Origin of the sequence: Flavobacterium hibisci (assembly GCF_020026925.1) — a bacterium.
Classification (GTDB): Bacteria; Bacteroidota; Bacteroidia; order Flavobacteriales; family Flavobacteriaceae; genus Flavobacterium; species Flavobacterium hibisci.
In genome coordinates this window covers 109420-126415 of the sequence record NZ_JAIQDW010000014.1, presented here as the reverse complement: position 1 = coordinate 126415, position 16996 = coordinate 109420, and the positions used below count along the sequence as shown (strand labels likewise).

General features: G+C 35.9%; 20 protein-coding genes. 18 read left to right on the top strand and 2 right to left on the bottom strand.

Annotated features, from left to right (window positions below):
* Positions 1 to 2 precede the first annotated feature (2 nt).
* Positions 3 to 1253: an NAD(P)/FAD-dependent oxidoreductase gene (locus K8B81_RS14990; RefSeq protein WP_223682373.1), complete on the bottom strand. Its 1251-nt coding sequence runs from the start codon at positions 1251 to 1253 to the stop codon at positions 3 to 5.
* 101 nt (positions 1254 to 1354) lie between these two features.
* Here K8B81_RS14990 and K8B81_RS14985 point away from each other — a divergent pair, with 101 nt between their 5' ends.
* The 17 genes from K8B81_RS14985 to K8B81_RS14905 all read left to right on the top strand — a co-directional run bounded on the left by K8B81_RS14985 (position 1355) and on the right by K8B81_RS14905 (position 16118).
* Entirely contained in the window at positions 1355 to 2875 is a 1521-nt protein-coding gene (locus tag K8B81_RS14985; protein ID WP_223682372.1) for an HAL/PAL/TAL family ammonia-lyase, read from the top strand.
* A gap of 85 nt (positions 2876 to 2960) precedes the next feature.
* Positions 2961 to 4166, top strand: a complete 1206-nt coding sequence (locus tag K8B81_RS14980; protein ID WP_223682371.1) for a WG repeat-containing protein — start codon at positions 2961 to 2963, stop codon at positions 4164 to 4166.
* 42 nt (positions 4167 to 4208) lie between these two features.
* Positions 4209 to 4940 carry a 3-oxoacyl-ACP reductase FabG gene (gene fabG / locus K8B81_RS14975; RefSeq protein ID WP_025571912.1) on the top strand — a complete coding sequence of 244 codons (732 nt, stop codon included), beginning with the start codon at positions 4209 to 4211 and terminating at the stop codon, positions 4938 to 4940.
* A gap of 18 nt (positions 4941 to 4958) precedes the next feature.
* Complete coding sequence (locus tag K8B81_RS14970; protein WP_223682370.1) at positions 4959 to 6182, top strand: beta-ketoacyl-[acyl-carrier-protein] synthase family protein; 1224 nt, start codon at positions 4959 to 4961, stop codon at positions 6180 to 6182.
* A 3-nt stretch (positions 6183 to 6185) separates the two neighbouring features.
* Positions 6186 to 6440 carry an acyl carrier protein gene (locus K8B81_RS14965; RefSeq protein ID WP_025571909.1) on the top strand — a complete coding sequence of 85 codons (255 nt, stop codon included), beginning with the start codon at positions 6186 to 6188 and terminating at the stop codon, positions 6438 to 6440.
* Complete coding sequence (locus tag K8B81_RS14960) at positions 6440 to 7321, top strand: LpxL/LpxP family acyltransferase (RefSeq protein WP_223682369.1); 882 nt, start codon at positions 6440 to 6442, stop codon at positions 7319 to 7321. Before K8B81_RS14965 ends, K8B81_RS14960 begins: the two co-directional genes overlap by 1 nt.
* 53 nt (positions 7322 to 7374) lie before the next feature.
* Complete coding sequence (locus K8B81_RS14955; RefSeq protein WP_223682368.1) at positions 7375 to 8277, top strand: NADPH-dependent FMN reductase family protein; 903 nt, start codon at positions 7375 to 7377, stop codon at positions 8275 to 8277.
* A 14-nt stretch (positions 8278 to 8291) separates the two neighbouring features.
* On the top strand, positions 8292 to 9425 hold the full coding sequence (locus K8B81_RS14950; RefSeq protein ID WP_025571904.1) for a beta-ketoacyl-ACP synthase III: 1134 nt from the start codon (positions 8292 to 8294) through the stop codon (positions 9423 to 9425).
* The gene (locus tag K8B81_RS14945; RefSeq protein WP_223682367.1) at positions 9425 to 9856 is read left to right on the top strand and encodes a hypothetical protein; all 432 of its coding nucleotides are present in this window, start codon (positions 9425 to 9427) and stop codon (positions 9854 to 9856) included. Before K8B81_RS14950 ends, K8B81_RS14945 begins: the two co-directional genes overlap by 1 nt.
* Before the next feature lie 6 nt (positions 9857 to 9862).
* Complete coding sequence (locus K8B81_RS14940; protein ID WP_025571900.1) at positions 9863 to 10327, top strand: ABC transporter permease; 465 nt, start codon at positions 9863 to 9865, stop codon at positions 10325 to 10327.
* 23 nt (positions 10328 to 10350) lie between these two features.
* Positions 10351 to 10755 carry a hypothetical protein gene (locus tag K8B81_RS14935; protein ID WP_223682366.1) on the top strand — a complete coding sequence of 135 codons (405 nt, stop codon included), beginning with the start codon at positions 10351 to 10353 and terminating at the stop codon, positions 10753 to 10755.
* Positions 10755 to 11753, top strand: coding sequence for a BtrH N-terminal domain-containing protein (locus K8B81_RS14930; RefSeq protein ID WP_223682365.1), 999 nt, complete (start codon positions 10755 to 10757; stop codon positions 11751 to 11753). The genes K8B81_RS14935 and K8B81_RS14930 overlap by 1 nt, the downstream gene beginning before the upstream one ends.
* Before the next feature lie 61 nt (positions 11754 to 11814).
* Positions 11815 to 12513, top strand: a complete 699-nt coding sequence (locus K8B81_RS14925; RefSeq protein WP_223682364.1) for an ABC transporter ATP-binding protein — start codon at positions 11815 to 11817, stop codon at positions 12511 to 12513.
* Positions 12503 to 13786: an ABC transporter permease gene (locus tag K8B81_RS14920; RefSeq protein ID WP_223682363.1), complete on the top strand. Its 1284-nt coding sequence runs from the start codon at positions 12503 to 12505 to the stop codon at positions 13784 to 13786. The genes K8B81_RS14925 and K8B81_RS14920 overlap by 11 nt, the downstream gene beginning before the upstream one ends.
* Positions 13761 to 14210 carry an acyl-CoA thioesterase gene (locus K8B81_RS14915; protein ID WP_025571892.1) on the top strand — a complete coding sequence of 150 codons (450 nt, stop codon included), beginning with the start codon at positions 13761 to 13763 and terminating at the stop codon, positions 14208 to 14210. Before K8B81_RS14920 ends, K8B81_RS14915 begins: the two co-directional genes overlap by 26 nt.
* A gap of 182 nt (positions 14211 to 14392) precedes the next feature.
* Complete coding sequence (locus K8B81_RS14910; protein WP_223682362.1) at positions 14393 to 15553, top strand: beta-ketoacyl synthase N-terminal-like domain-containing protein; 1161 nt, start codon at positions 14393 to 14395, stop codon at positions 15551 to 15553.
* Positions 15537 to 16118, top strand: coding sequence for a Fic/DOC family protein (locus K8B81_RS14905; RefSeq protein WP_223682361.1), 582 nt, complete (start codon positions 15537 to 15539; stop codon positions 16116 to 16118). Before K8B81_RS14910 ends, K8B81_RS14905 begins: the two co-directional genes overlap by 17 nt.
* Here the strand turns inward: K8B81_RS14905 and K8B81_RS14900 are convergent.
* On the bottom strand, positions 16089 to 16274 hold the full coding sequence (locus tag K8B81_RS14900; RefSeq protein ID WP_223682360.1) for a hypothetical protein: 186 nt from the start codon (positions 16272 to 16274) through the stop codon (positions 16089 to 16091). The genes K8B81_RS14905 and K8B81_RS14900 overlap by 30 nt on opposite strands.
* A 78-nt stretch (positions 16275 to 16352) precedes the next feature.
* Here K8B81_RS14900 and K8B81_RS14895 point away from each other — a divergent pair, with 78 nt between their 5' ends.
* Positions 16353 to 16994, top strand: a complete 642-nt coding sequence (locus K8B81_RS14895; protein ID WP_223682359.1) for a beta-ketoacyl-[acyl-carrier-protein] synthase family protein — start codon at positions 16353 to 16355, stop codon at positions 16992 to 16994.
* Positions 16995 to 16996 lie beyond the last annotated feature (2 nt).

The following is a 16996-nucleotide window of genomic DNA, read 5'->3' as shown; positions in this document are numbered from 1 at the left end:
GATTATTCAGGGCTTTGTTCTTTTTGCATATTGAGTAAATAGGCCATATTTTTAATGACATGGTCATGCTTCTTAACAAACGGATTTTCTTCGTTCCAGACATAACCAGCTAAAACGGAACATATTTTTTCTTTCACATCCGCATTTTCAGGCTGATGAAAAAACAGCGTCTGAAGATTTCCGGTGTACCATTCCTGCACATAAGTAGTAAAAACAGCAATACCGCGCTTCATGTATTGCGTAAATTCAACCTCCCAGTCAACAGCAATTCCCTTTGCTTCTTTTAGGTATAATTTGGCTGCCAGCATTCCGGACTCCGTTGCAAAAGCAACTCCCGATGAAAACACCGGATCCAAAAATTCGGAGCTATTTCCCGTTAAGGCAAAACCGTCTCCGTACATTCTTTTTACGGCTCTTGAATAATTCTCCAGTTTTACAGGTTCGAATAAAAATTCAGTCCCTTTAAATCTTTTGATATAATAATCGGATTTCTGAATCGCATTTCGCAAAGCCTCTGCGTTATCTTTATTTTCTGAAAGTGAATTGATAAAATCGGTTGGCCCTACAACTCCTAAACTGGTATTTCCATTCGAAAACGGAATTACCCAAAGCCAGACTTCGGTTTCGAGAATGTCGAATGAAATCTGTGTTCCCTCCTCGCCTTCTTCTCTGTTGATATCTTTTACGTGCGTAAAAATAGACGAATGCGGATCTAGTTTCGAAGGCGTATCCAGATCTAAAAGCCTTGGGAGCACACGTCCGTAACCGCTGGAATCAATAATAAATTTCGCATGGATTTCCTTTAGGTTTCCATCTTTATCTTTTACGATGGTTTTAGAATTTTTACCTTCAAAGGAAACTTCCAGAACCTCTGTTTCAAATTCCAGATCAATTCCTTTTCGGATTACTTCCTGTGCCATTGTGTTATCAAAATCTGCTCTTGGCACCTGCCAGGTCCAGTCCCAGCCTTCACCAAATTTCTGGCTGAAATCAAAAACGCAAATTTCTTCTCCTCTTATAAAACGGGCTCCTAATTTCTTTTCAAAATTCATTGCGTCTAAACTTTCAAAAAGTTCAGCTTCCGCAAAATGGTCCATAACCCTTGGTATAAGGCTCTCACCTACAACTAGTCTTGGAAACTTTGTTTTTTCAACAACTTTTATTTTAACACCATTCATATGAAGATAGGATGCCGAAACACATCCTGATGGTCCTGCCCCTATGATTAAAACGTCTACAAACTCCTTTATCATAATAGAAATGTTCTGATTTATTAACTTACATTTGCCCTCATCAAAATAACTACATTTATTTTGATAAATAAAATTAAATTAGCGCAATCAAAACGAGTTTAATGAATACAATTAATGAATATTTAAGTTTGGCCGAATTTGAGGCTATTATATTTGGAAACCAGAAAGTTGTCATTAGCGATTTAGTTCTAAACCGCATTAGTGAAAGTTTTAATTTCCTAAAAGAATTTTCAGGAAACAAAGTTATATACGGTGTAAATACGGGCTTTGGTCCTATGGCCCAGTATCGAATTAAAGAGTCTGACCAGATTCAGCTGCAATATAATTTAATCCGAAGCCACTCATCAGGAACAGGAAAACCTTTAAGTCCTGTTTGTGCAAAAGCAGCCATTTTAGCACGTTTAAACTCATTATCATTAGGAAATTCCGGTGTTCATCCTTCTGTTATTCATTTAATGGCTGAATTGATCAACAGAGATATCACTCCTCTTATATTTGAACACGGCGGTGTTGGTGCCAGTGGAGATTTAGTTCAGTTATCGCATTTAGCTTTAGTTTTAATTGGCGAAGGCGAAGTTTTTTATAAAGGCGAAAGAAGACCAACTCCCGAAGTTTTTGAAATCGAAGGGTTAAAACCAATTCAGGTTGAGATCAGGGAAGGTCTGGCTTTAATCAACGGAACTTCTGTAATGACCGGAATTGGCGTTGTAAATGTACATCATGCCAATAAATTATTAGACTGGTCCTTAAAAGCTTCCTGCGCGATAAACGAACTGGTTCAGGCCTACGACGATCATTTCTCTGAAGAATTAAACCAAACCAAACGTCATAAAGGACAGCAGGAAGTAGCTTTAAAAATGCGCCAAAACCTTTCTGACAGTACCTTAATCCGTAAAAGAGAAGACCATTTATATTCCGGTGAAAACACCGAAGAAATCTTCAAAGAAAAAGTTCAGGAGTACTATTCTTTACGATGCGTGCCTCAGATTTTGGGACCTGTTTTGGAAACCATTAATAACGTAGCTTCCATTTTAGAAGACGAATTCAACTCGGCAAACGACAATCCGATTATAGATGTAAAAAACCAGCATGTTTATCACGGAGGAAATTTCCACGGAGATTATATTTCGCTTGAAATGGATAAACTGAAAATCGTGATTACCAAATTAACAATGCTGGCAGAACGTCAATTGAATTATTTATTAAATTCAAAAATTAACGAATTACTGCCTCCGTTTGTAAATTTAGGGACCTTAGGATTTAATTTTGGAATGCAGGGTGTTCAGTTCGTTGCAACCTCAACCACTGCCGAAAGCCAGATGCTATCCAACCCAATGTATGTTCATAGTATCCCTAACAACAACGATAATCAGGATATTGTAAGCATGGGAACCAACTCGGCTGTAATTACTTCAAAAGTTATCGAAAACGCGTTTGAAGTATTGGCAATCGAATTAATTACTATTGTTCAGGCCATTGATTATTTACAACAAAAAGATAAAATTTCATCTGTTTCTAAAAAATGGTATGATGATGTTCGAAAAATAATTCCAACATTTAAAGAAGATCAGGTCATGTATCCTTTTGTTCAGCAAGTAAAAGATTATTTGATCAACAGTTAATATTCTATACAGAAATTAGTGTATTTAAAATTTTATGCCCCAACGAGTTTAACTTTTATATTTTTAAACATTGAATTTTAAAATCATGAAAAAAGTATTTATTTTTTTGTTACTGGCAGGTGTTCAATTTGTTAATAGTCAGGGACTGGCATTAGTTAAAAAGAATTCAAAAATTGGATATCTAGCTAAAGATGGTTCTTTTAAGATTGAGCCTCAGTACAAATCTGCCAAAAGTTTTTCTGAAGGTCTTGCGGCTGTCGAAAAAGATGGAAAATGGGGTTTTATTGATGCAAAAGGAACCTGGGTAATTCCGGCAGATTTTAAAAATGCCAAAGATTTTAACAGCGGAATTGCCATCGTTCAAAAAGATAAAGACTGGGTTTATATTAATACAAAAGGAGAAATCTTAAAAGCACCTGCTTCTGAAAAATTATATGATTTTAATGACGGTGTAGCTTTTATAAAACAAGGAAACAAAGTTGGGTTAATCAATTCTAAAATGGCTGTTGTTTTAGAACCAAAATACGATCAGATCAAACCTTTTGAAAACGGTTATGCCAGAGTTGAACTGAACAAAAACTGGGGAATTATAAATACTGCCGGAAAAGAATTGGTAGAACCTGCTTATGCCGAAATAGGGAATTATTTTAAAAACACAACCTGGGCCAGAAAAGACAAAACTTTCGGAATCGTAAGCGGCGGTAAGTTTATTCCGGTTGAAGGCGCTGAAAAAATATGGGATTTTGAAATACAGGATTTGACATTTGCCAAAAAAAACGGAAAAATCGGATTCATTGATCTAAAAGGAAACTGGGTTATTCTGCCAATATATGATAAAGCAAAAGCTTTCTCAAAAAATCTGGCACCAGTACTGGTAGGTTCAAAATGGGGTTATATTAATCCAAAAGCAGAAGTTGTAATTCCGCCAACATATAGTGATGCAGAAGTTTTCGCTTCAAATGGTCTCGCTCCTGTAAAAGAAAGCAATTGGGGATTCATTAATGAAAGTGGAAAATTAGTCATCCCAACCCAATACGGCATTACTGCAAATGGAATAGCTGCCCTTTTTGTTCAGCAGGACAAGGGATTCATTGATGGTCTCGCAAGAGTAAAAAATGAAGGAAAATGGGGCTTTCTCAAACCTGACGGAACCGTATTAAGCAATCAGTGGTTTGAAAATGCTGAACTATTTTCTAAATCCGCTGAAAGAAATGTCCCTGCTGAAAAACCTAAACCGGAAACCAAATCGACAAATCCTGCAGGAAAATCAGCTCCCAAAAAAAAGAAATAATAAGTTATCTCTATAACAAAAAAAAAATAAAATTCCACATATATGAAGTGTGTATTAGTAACAGGTGGTTCAAGAGGAATTGGTAGCGCTATTTGTAAAAAATTAGCTGTCGAATCTAGTTATCACATTCTGATTAATTATCATTCAAATAAAACTGCTGCCGAAGAAACGCTTCAGGAAGTACAAAAACTGGGAGCAACCGGAGAAATTCTGGGATTTGATGTCTCTAATTTTGAAGAAGTACAAGCTGTGTTAACAAAATGGCAGGAAGCCAATCCCGAAGCGATTGTTGAAGCGATTGTAAATAACGCAGGAATCACAAAAGATGGTCTTTTTATGTGGATGACTCCCGAAGACTGGAACGGTGTTGTCAATACAAGTCTCAACGGATTTTTTAATGTAACACAATTTTTCATTCAGAAGATGCTCCGCAATAAATATGGGCGAATCGTAAATATGGTTTCGGTTTCAGGCGTAAAAGGAACAGCCGGGCAAACCAATTATTCTGCTGCCAAAGGTGCCATCGTTGCTGCTACAAAAGCTTTGGCTCAGGAAGTAGCCAAACGTAATATTACTGTAAATGCAGTTGCACCGGGTTTTATCAGAACAGATATGACGAGTGAACTGGATGAAAAAGAATTATTAAAACTAATTCCTGTAAATCGTTTTGGCGAAGCAGAAGAAGTCGCAGATTTGGTAAGCTTTTTGATTTCAAAAAAATCAAGTTATATTACCGGAGAAATTATCAACATAAACGGTGGAATATATTCTTAAAAAATTACTTTAAAGAAGATGAACAGGAGAGTTGTAATTACTGGAATGGGAATTTATTCCTGCATCGGGACTTCACTTGAAGAAGTTAAAGATTCCTTGTATAAAGGAAAATCGGGCATTCAGTTTGATGCTGAAAGAAAAGAATTTGGTTTCCAGTCTGCATTGACGGGAATGGTCCCAAAACCAGATCTGAAAAATTTACTAAACCGGAGACAGCGTATGAGCATTGGTGAAGAAACCGAATATGCTTATATGGCTACTATCGAAGCATTGAAAAATGCCAATATTGACGATGCTTTTTTTGAAAATCGCGAAGTTGGCATTATGTACGGAAACGACAGTGTTTCTAAAGCCATTATCGATGCTACAGATATTGTTCGCGAGAAAAAAGATACTGCGCTAATTGGTTCGGGAGCGATTTTCAAATCAATGAATTCTACGGTTACCATGAATCTTTCTACGATTTTTAAACTTCGTGGCATTAATTTAACTGTAAGTGCAGCCTGTGCGAGTGGTTCACATTCTATTGGACTGGCTTATTTTTTAATCAAAAGCGGCTTTCAGGATATCGTAATTACCGGAGGCGCACAGGAAATCAACAAATATGCGATGAGCAGTTTTGACGGCTTAGGCGTTTTTTCTAACAGAGAAAGTGATCCTGAAAAAGCCTCACGACCATTTGATTCAGGTCGTGACGGATTAATTCCGAGTGGCGGCGGTGCGACTTTAATTTTAGAAAGTTACGAATCTGCCATCGCAAGAGGAGCCACCATTATTGCCGAAGTTTCCGGCTACGGATTTTCATCAAATGGAGGGCATATTTCGACTCCAAATGTCGAAGGACCGGCTACAGCGATGAAAAGAGCCCTTGAAGAGGCAAACTTAAAAGCGTCAGATATTGAATACATAAATGCACATGCAACCTCAACTCCTGTTGGTGATGCAAACGAAGCCAAAGCTATCTTTGAAGTTTTTGGTGAGAAAAATCCTCCTGTAAGTTCAACAAAATCAATGACCGGACACGAATGCTGGATGGCCGGCGCCAGTGAAATAATCTACTCTATTCTAATGATGCAGCATGATTTTATTGCTCCGAACATCAATTTGGAAACTCCGGATGAAGATGCCTCAAAATTAAATTTAGTTAAAAGTACGTTAAACAAAAAATTTGATATATTTTTGTCCAATTCTTTCGGGTTCGGAGGAACCAATTCTGCATTGGTGGTTAAAAAGTTTAAATGAAAAATGAATAAAGAAGAGATTATAGAACGAATTAATGGTTTTTTGGTTGATGAATTTGAAGTTGACAATGACGAAATTGAACCAGATGCTAATTTAAAAGATACACTTGGGCTGGATAGTTTAGATTACGTTGATTTAGTCGTTTCAATCGAATCGAACTTTGGTGTTAAACTGGTTGAAGTGGATTTTGTCGGAATCGCTACTTTTCAAAACTTTTATGACCTTATCGAATCCAAATTAAAAGCTAAAACTGCTTAATGAGTCAATGGGATGGCAAATCAAAAGGAACAGTTTTAGGCTATAGAATATTCGTTTTTTTGATTCGGAAAGCGGGTGTTAAATCAGCTTATTTTTTACTTTATTTTGTTGCTTCTTATTACTTTCTATTTTTAAAGAAAAGCAATAAGGCTATTTCTTATTATTTTAAAGAAAGACTTCGCTATTCGTATTTCCGGTCAAAAAAAATGGTTTTCAAAAGCTATTATACTTTTGGCCAGACCATTATTGACAAAGTTTCTATTTCAGCCGGTCTGCGGAATAAATTTACCTATGAATTTGACGGAATCGAAATCCTGAAAAGGCTTTTAGCCGAAAAAAAAGGCGGTGTTTTAATCAGCGCGCATATCGGAAATTTCGAAATTGCGGAACACTTTTTTGGAGACATCGATCTTGATTTCCAAATCAATCTGGTCACTACCGATTTAGAACATTCGGCAATTAAAAATTATCTCGAAAGCGTTACGCAGAAATCTGCTGTAAAATTCATTATTATCAAAGAAGATCTCTCGCATATTTTTGAGATCAATGCGGCTCTTGCAAATAACGAACTAATCTGCTTTACCGGCGATCGTTATTTTGAAGGCACCAAATCACTTTCTGAAACTATTTTAGGAAAAGAAGCCAATTTTCCTGCAGGCCCATTTCTAATAGCTTCCCGATTAAAAGTTCCTGTAGTTTTTGTTTATGTAATGAAAGAACCAAGCCTTCATTATCATTTATACGCAAGAGAAGCTACGGTAAAACATCGGGACGAAAAAGGATTATTGAAAGAATATGTAAAAAGTGTGGAAACTATTGTGCAAAAATATCCTTTGCAATGGTTTAATTATTTTGATTTTTGGAATGATCTGAAACCATAAATCCGCTTAAATAAAATTTACTATTTTTGCCTGCAACCTAAGGTAAAACCAAAATGAAAAATGTCCTTGTTATTTTTTATTCTCAGTCCGGGCAATTAAAATCGATTGCACAAAATATTGCAAAACCCTTTTTTAATTCAGATGAAATAAAAGTAACTTTTCACGAAATCCAATTAGAAAAGCCTTTCCCTTTTCCGTGGAATAAAGAATCTTTTTTTGATGCTTTCCCGGAATCCTTTTTACAGATTCCAACCGCATTAAAACCGGTTTCAGATGAAATTCTGAATACAAAATTTGATTTAATTTTGTTTCACTATCAGGTTTGGTATTTATCGCCATCGATTCCAGTCAATTCTTTTTTGAAAAGTGAAGAAAGCAAAAAAATCCTGAATAATACACCTGTAGTTACCATCAGTGGTTCCCGCAATATGTGGATTATGGGTCAGGAAAAAATTAAGGTCCTGCTAAAAGAAGCCAACGCTCAATTGGTTGGAAATATCGCGTTGGTTGACCGTGTAGGAAACTTAATTAGCGTTTTGACTATAGTAGAATGGATGTTTTCAGGAGTAAAAAAGAAATATTTAGGCTTTTTTCCGTTACCAGGAGTTTCAGAAAAAGACATTCAGGAATCGACAAAATTTGGAGATATTATTCTTTCACATTTCAGTCAGAACAAATTAAATGATGTACAAACCAAATTAGTAGCCGCTGATGCTGTACGGATTAGCCCTTATTTAGTGACCGTTGATAAAACAGCCAATAAAATTTTTAATAAGTGGTCAAATTTTATTCATAAGAATCCGAAAAAGAGAAAACAGCTTCTCAAAATATTTTATATTTATTTATTCTTAGCAATATGGTTAATCTCACCAATAGTGTATATATTGCACCTCGTTAGCTATCCTTTTAAGCTAAAAACAATAAAAAAACAAACTCAATATTATCAGGGAGTTTAGAAGAGATTTAGATTATGTTTGAAGTATACATTACAAAAGCTGCAAAATATTTGCCAAATGACGCCATTTCTAATGATGAAATGGAAACATATTTAGGCCTTATCAACGATACTGCTTCTAAAGCAAGACGTATTATTTTGCGTAATAATAAAATTCAAAGCCGATATTATGCTGTTGATAAATCTGGGAAAAGCACTCACAGCAATGCCGAATTAACACGTAATGCTATTTTACCGCTATTCGACGAAAATTTTACGCCTCAGGATTTAGAAGTACTTTCATGCGGAACCTCAACTCCTGACATATTCCTTCCTTCTCACGCTGCAATGGTTCATGGCTTATTAAAAAATAAATCTGTAGAACTTAACTCTTCAACAGGGGTATGCTGTGCCGGAATGAATTCTCTTAAATTTGGTTTTCTTTCCGTAAGATCTGGAAATTCAAACAATGCAATCTGTACAGGTTCAGAAAAAGTTTCGACCTGGCTGAATGCACAAAAATACAATCACGAAGCCGAAAATTTAAAAAATCTGGAAGAACAGCCGATCATCGCTTTCAAAAAAGATTTCTTAAGATGGATGCTTTCAGACGGTGCTGGTGCCTTTTTATTAGAAAATAAACCAAGAGGCCCAATCTCCCTTAAAATAGAATGGATGGAAGCTTTTTCGTATGCTTACGAATTAGAAACTTGCATGTATGCCGGAGGTGACAAATTGGAAAATGGTGAAATTAAAGGCTGGAGCGATTATTCACCAGACCAATGGCTAAACGAGTCTGTTTTTTCTATAAAACAAGACGTTAAATTATTAGACGAATTTATCCTGTCAAAAGGTGCGGAAAGCATGAAAGACGCGATGGATAAAAACAATATTAAATCGGAAGATATTACTTATTTTATTCCTCATGTTTCTTCTAACTTTTTTGTGGAAGGATTGAAAAAAGGATTAAATGAAAAAGGTATTGGAATGAGTGATAATAAATGGTTCATGAATCTTTCTAAGGTTGGAAACGTAGGCTCCGCTTCTATTTACCTTGCTCTTGAAGAATTAATGAATTCAGGGAATTTGAAAAAAGGAGATAAAATTTTATTATCTGTTCCGGAAAGCGGAAGATTTTCATTTGCGTATGCGTATTTAACCGTTTGCTAATGGAAGCCTCAGTACTTTTAGAAAAAGAAGCAGTAGAAAACCTGATCCCGCAAAAGTTTCCTTTTGTCATGGTGGATCGTATGTTTTCGTATTCAGAAACGGCATTAGTTTCGGGATTGAAAATCCAGGACAGCAATATTTTTTTAGAAGAAAACATTTTTTTAGAAGCAGGCTTAATTGAACATATGGCGCAATCTGTCGCTTTACACACCGGCTATCAGTTTTTTTTGAAAAACGAAACTGCTCCAACCGGATATATTGGTTCTATTAAAGATATTCTGATTAAAAAATTGCCTCAAATTAACGATAGCATTCAGTCGAATGTTACCATTTTACAAGAATTTGCGGGAGTAACTTTAGTAGATATCGTGACTTTTTTAAACAATGAAGAAATTGCAAGCGGACAAATGAAAACCGTTTTAGCCAAATAAAAATATATGAAAGTGGGAATTGACATTCAAAATTACTTACCTCACCGTGCTCCAATGCTGATGGTTGATTTGATTTTGGATATCGATGCCAATTTTGTCGAAACTGAATTTTTAATTAAAGAAGATAATATTTTTGTTGACAATGGTACTTTTATTGAAGCCGGATTAATCGAAAATACGGCACAGACTTGTTCATCAATCGTTGGAAAAAAATATTTTTTTGAAGAAGACGGTACAGAAAATAAGGATATCAGCGTTCTGGGTTTTATCAGCGCCATAAAAAACCTGAAAATTCATTCACTGCCAAAAGTTGGTGAAATCATTATCACAAAAGCAACTTTAGTTTCAAAATTCATCGGCGATGATTATACGTTGTGCACGATGAAGTGTGAAAGCTTGCTCGAAGATAAAATACTTTTAGAATGCGAAATTAATTTGTTTATTCAAAAGACAATTTCGGCCACAACATAATGCTAATTAAAATTTAAACCGTCATGGAAAAAGAAAATGTACCGCAGCACGATGGAAATTTAAGCAAAAAAAATCTCAAGGAACTCGTTTATGCCACAGATGAAAACGGTAATTATACTACCGCTTTGAGTACGGGCTGGGAACCAAAAGCCATAGCGCTTTCAAACGCGATTGACGACATTAAAGAGCGTGCCGAAGAAGCCAGACAACAAGTAATTGCTGGAGAAGTTAGTCCGATTTGCTATTTTATGGAACTCAATAAAATGGATCTTTCTATTCTTTCCGGCTATGTAGAAATGTGGAAATGGCGCGTAAAAAGACATTTTAAACCGGCTGTTTTTGCCAAATTAAACGACAAAACTTTACAAAAATATGCTGACGCTTTTGATATTTCAATTGCCGAACTCAAAAATAGTATCTCAAAATAATGCAAGTTACTTTTACACACCACCAATCTGCTCATTGTGAAAACGGAGTAGCTTCAAACCTCTTAAAAAACAGCGGACTGCACATCAGCGAACCGATGGTTTTCGGAATTGGTTCGGGACTTTTATTCGTGTATCTGCCCTTTTTAAAAGTCAATCATGCTCCGGCAATAAGCTACAGAACTTTGCCGGGACAGATTTTCAATAAAGTCGCCAATCGGTTAAACTTAAAAATAAAAAGACAAAAATTTTCTTCTGTTGCTAGTGCGAATAAAGCTTTAGAGGAAAACCTGAAAAATAATATTCCGACGGGATTACAAGTTGGCGTGTATCATTTGAGTTATTTTCCTGATGAATACCGCTTTCATTTCAACGCCCACAATTTAGTTGTTTACGGAAAAACCGAAACGGATTATCTGATCAGTGATCCGGTAATGGAAACGGTTACTACCTTAACGCACGATGAACTAGACAAAGTTCGTTTTGCTAAAGGAGCTTTTGCGCCAAGAGGCCAGATGTATTATCCAATTCAGGTTCCGGGCAATGTTGATTTCAAAAATGCAATCATCAAAGGAATCAAAGATACGTGTCGTACTATGCTGGCACCAATGCCAATCGTGGGTGTACGCGGTATTAAATTTGTATCGCGCCGAATCCGAAAATGGCCGGCGAAACATGGTGTCAGAAAAGCCAATCATTATCTGGCTCAAATGGTTCGCATGCAGGAAGAAATTGGTACCGGAGGCGGCGGCTTCCGTTTTATTTATGCCGCATTTTTGCAGGAAGCATCGGTGATTCTGAATAATGAAGAATTAAAAACGCTTTCGAAAGAAATGACCCAAATTGGCGATTCATGGCGTGATTTTGCTGTTGAAGCTTCCCGAATTTATAAAAACCGAAGCGCCAAAGAAGATGCCTACAACGCTATTGCCGATGAACTTTTAGACATCGCCAATCGTGAAGAAATCTTTTTCAAAAAACTAAAAAAAGCCATCAGCTAACGATATTTTGCAGCCCATTATAAAAATAGAATCCCTTTCGAAAAAGTACAAAGAAGCAGAAATGTACTCTTTGAACAACGTTTCGCTAAATATAAATGAAGGTCAGATTTTTGGTTTACTTGGTCCAAACGGTGCCGGGAAAACAACCTTAATTTCGATGCTCTGCGGTTTGATTAAACCTACTTCGGGACATTTTACAATTGATGGCTTAGACTATCAGCATCATGCTTCAAAAATCAAAAAAATCATAGGCGTTGTGCCTCAGGAATATGCTTTGTACCCGACATTGACTGCCAGGGAAAATCTGCATTATTTTGGAAGTATGTACGGCTTGAAAGGTTCTGATTTAAAAGATAAAGTTATTGAAGCTTTGGATCTTTTGGGTTTATTAAAATTTGCCGATAAACAAGTTCAGACTTTTTCGGGCGGAATGAAACGCCGTGTCAATCTGATTGCCGGAATTCTTCATAATCCAAAAGTTTTGTTTTTGGATGAACCAACTGTTGGTGTTGATGTGCATTCTAAAACTGCCATTATCGATTATTTGAAAGTTTTAAACCAAAACGGAACTACGATTATTTATACCTCGCATCATTTGGCTGAAGCCGAAGATTTCTGTACGCAGATTGCCATTTTAGATCAGGGACAGATTTATGCACAGGACACTCCTTTGGCATTAATTGAAGCTACAAAAGAGGCCCGAAATCTCGAAGATGTTTTTATTTCATTAACCGGTAAAGCCTTGAGAGATGATATATAAAATCTGGATGTCGATAGTAAAAGAATTTCTTTTGCTGAAAAGAGATTTAGGCGGACTGATTATTTTATTTGTCATGCCTTTGGTTTTGGTCATTGCCGTAACCATAATTCAGGACAGCACTTTTAATGCGGTAACCAATTCTAAAATTCAGATTCTTTTGGTGGATAAGGACAAAGGATCTGTTTCTAAAACCGTTTTTGAAAATTTAGAAAAAAGCAACTATTTTACCGTTGTAACACAAATTGACAATAAACCGATTACCGAAGAAATTGCCAAAGAAAATGTGTACAAAGGAAAATTCCAGCTGGCAATTGTAATTCCGGAAAATCTAAGTTCTGATCTGCAGGCTAAAGTCGAGCAGAATGTAGAAAAAATTGTCAGCAATTTAGGGTTGACAGACAGCACTGCAACCTCAGAACCTCAGCGTGTCATTAAAGAAAAAGAAGTCAAACTGTATTTTGATCCCGCCGTTCAGATGAGTTTCAAAAATGCAGTTATGAGTTCGATTGACAAAATGATTTCGCAGATTGAAACCAAATCGATTTATTCAACTTTTCAAAAACAATTAGGAGAAGAAACCATCGATTTTGAGCAAAAAAGCTTTATTACTTTCAAAGAAATAATTCCGAGAATCAATAATAAAGAAGTGCTTCCGAATTCGGTGCAGCACAATGTTCCGGCTTGGACACTTTTTGCGATCTTTTTTATTGTAATTCCCCTTTCTATCAACATTGTAAAAGAAAAAACACAGGGAACTTTTGTTCGTTTAAGAACCAATCCGGTTTCTAATTTAGTTGTGATTATTGGCAAAACCATCACCTACTCCATCATTTGTATGATTCAGTTTTATATGATGGTTGCCGTTGCAGTATTTTTGTTCCCCTCAATCGGGTTGCCTTCTTTAAACATCGAACGACATTTCGTATTGACAAGTGTTGTAGCATTATTTTCAGGTTTTGCAGCAATCGGCTACGGAATCTTATTAGGAACTGTCGCCAGCACGCAGGAACAATCTGCTCCGTTTGGTGCAACAAGTGTAATCATTTTAGCCGCAATTGGAGGCGTTTGGGTTCCTGTTTTTGCCATGCCGAAAATCATGCAGTATATTGCAAAATCTTCTCCTATGAACTGGGGATTAGAAGCGTTTTATGATGTTTTATTACGCAACAGCTCTTTCGTCGAAATCATTCCACAGATAACTTTATTATTTTTGTTTTTCATTATCACAACCGCCATCGCCTTATTTTATGACAAAAAGAAAAGAACAGTATAACGAAGCCTCCAACCTGACCGTTTCACACGAAATCAGAATTCGTTTTAACGAGACTGATCCGCTTGGGATTGTATGGCACGGCCATTATATCACGTATTTCGAAGATGGACGCGAAGCTTTTGGACGCCAGCACGGACTTACGTATCTGGATATTGCAGCAACAGGTTATACAACCCCAATTGTAAAATCGACCTGCGAACATAAACTTTCCTTGCGCTACGGCGACGTGGTAACGATTGAAACAACAGTTGTAGAAACACCAGCTGCAAAAATAATTTACCGTTTTAAAATTATTGATGCCAAAGGAGAAATAGCTTGTACCGGTGAAACGACTCAGGTTTTTTTAGATAAAGACGGAAATTTAATGCTGACAAATCCGCCTTTTTATGAGGAATGGAAAAGGAAAGTGGGATTGTTGAAATAAACACAAATTGCACAAATTAAAAATAATTTAAATCCGTTTCCTGCAAGGTTTTCAAAACCTTGTAGGTATATATAAAATCGAATAAATCTGCAAAATCTGCGTGAAACCTTTTTTTAGATAAAGTTTGAAAAAAACATACCTACAAGGTTTTAAAAACCTTGCAGGAGAAATAGAGAAATAAAATGATAAAAGAAATATACATCACAGAAACGAATTGCATCACACCTTTAGGTTTTGATGTTGCATCGAACATCGAAGCCATTCTTCGTGGCGATTCCGGAATTCAGCTTCACAACGATATTTCTTTAATGCCCAATTCATTTTATGCTTCGATTATTTCTGATGAAAAAATAAACAGTGCTTTTGCAAAAATCAGCTCTGAAACCAAATATTCCCGTTTAGAAAAAATGATGATTCTGGCTTTAGAGCCGATTATCAAAAATGCTGAAGTCGAATTAAATTCTAAAACCGCTTTTATACTTTCGACAACAAAAGGAAATATAACGGCTTTACAAGATTCTTCTGAAGAAAGTCTTAATAACGCCCATTTGGATGTTTTGGCAAAAAATGTTTCCGGTTTCTTCGGATTCCAAACACAGCCAATCGTGGTTTCAAACGCCTGCGTTTCCGGAATTTTAGCCGTTTCTGTTGCGAAAAGAATGATTCAATCGGAACTTTATGATAACATTTTCGTAGTTGCGGGTGATGAAGTTTCAGAATTTGTTTTGTCTGGTTTTAATGCTTTTCAGGCGATGAGCGAACTGCCTTGCAAACCGTATTCTAAAAACAGAACGGGTGTAAGTTTAGGCGAAGCAACAGCTGCCGTTTTAGTTTCGGCGGATACCAGAAACGCTAAAATAAAAGTCATTGGAGACAGTTCGATAAACGATGCCAATCATATTTCAGGTCCGTCAAGAACGGGCGAAGGTTTGTTTAGAAGTATTAAGAATGCTTTGAAAGAAGCTCAAATTGAAGCCAATAAATTAGATTATATTTCAGCACACGGAACCGCAACGCCTTATAATGACGAAATGGAAGCTATTGCTTTAAATCGTTTGGATTTGCAAAACGTTCCAATTAACAGTTTAAAAGGATTTTACGGTCATACATTAGGTGCTTCGGGATTATTGGAAACAGTAATTGCGATTGAATCTGCCAATCAAAATATGCTTTTTCAATCAAAAGGTTTTGATGAAATCGGAGTAAGCCAAACTATCAATGTGATTGAGAAAAACGAAGAAAAGAATATTCAATATTTCCTGAAAACGGCTTCTGGTTTTGGAGGTTGTAATACGGCTGTGGTTTTTGAAAAGATAAAAATGAGCGATGGAAAATCAAACTAATTGGACACCGTTTCCTGACGATAATTTGTTAGGCCTAACGGATAAAAATCAAATTAATGAATTTGAAGCAACAGGTATCGCAAAAGCTGAACTTTATACTTTTGAGCTAGATATTGATGTAGAAATTTCTACAACTCTTATTCTAGAAATTCATAAAATTGCTTTTGAACAACTTTACGATTGGGCTGGAAAATGGCGAACAACTGAAGTTTCAGTAGGACAACTAATCCCGCCAAAACCTACTTTAGTTTTACAAGCTATGTATCAGTTTCTGGATAATTTGAACTTCAAAATTTCCATTTCCAAAACTAGAAAAGATCATATCGAATGTTTAGTTTATTCTCATTATGAATTTATAAGAATACATCCTTTTAATAACGGAAATGGAAGAACAGGAAGGATTCTCATGAATCTCATCGCTTTAAAATTTGGATATCAACCTTTAGAGTTATATCACCGAGAAGGAGAAAGTAGAAAATTTTATATTAGTGCAATGAAATTAGCAGATAGTGGAGATTATAAATTACTGAACAGATTAATTAGTGAAGAATTGATTTCCTTTTGATTCTTTTTCTTTTAAAACGGTATCAACAATTTTAACAACTTTGTTCTTCGAAACTTGCTGATCTTCTAAAGCCATTGTAGAAAATACAGTATCTGCAAGAACTTTTGATAAAAAGCTCTTGTTTTTTAGTTGTGGATATTTTTCGTAGAATTTCATAACTTGACAAAGTTATAAAAAATATGACATATAATCTGTTTATTTCAGACGGGCATTTATTTTGATAAATTATTTATAATGACCAAAAAAACCAACATACAATCCTACATCAAAATCGAAAACAACGAAATTGTTCTCAACGGAACTTGTGTATTCAAAACTGAACCAACAGATTTTGCAGATTTCGCCAAACAAGCGTATCGTAATTTTGAAATCCAATATTCGAAGTTTTTCAAAATGGATGCGTTGAGCAAACTGGCTTTTTTAGGATCAGAACTCCTTTTGAGTCCAATTACCTCAACTGACCCGAGCGATAGCGAACTGGCGAAGCAAAAGGAAAATAATATCGCTTTGGTTTTGGCCAATAAATCGTCGAGTTTAGACACCGATGTAAAATACCAGGAATCCATTTCAGACAAAGAAAACTATTATCCGAGTCCGGCGGTTTTTGTTTATACGCTGCCCAATATTTGCCTCGGCGAAATAAGTATACGCCATCAGCTGAAAAGTGAGAATTCTTTCTTTATATTTGATGCCTTTAACGGCGAATTTTTATCGAATTATTCGAACATTTTACTGAACACAAATAAAGCAGATTTGGTGCTGTGTGGCTGGACAGAATTTTTTAATGACAATTACAAAGCGTTTCTTTGCATCATAAGTGCAGCAGAAAACGAAAATTATAAAAACGAAAATATCAATACATTATACCATAAATAATC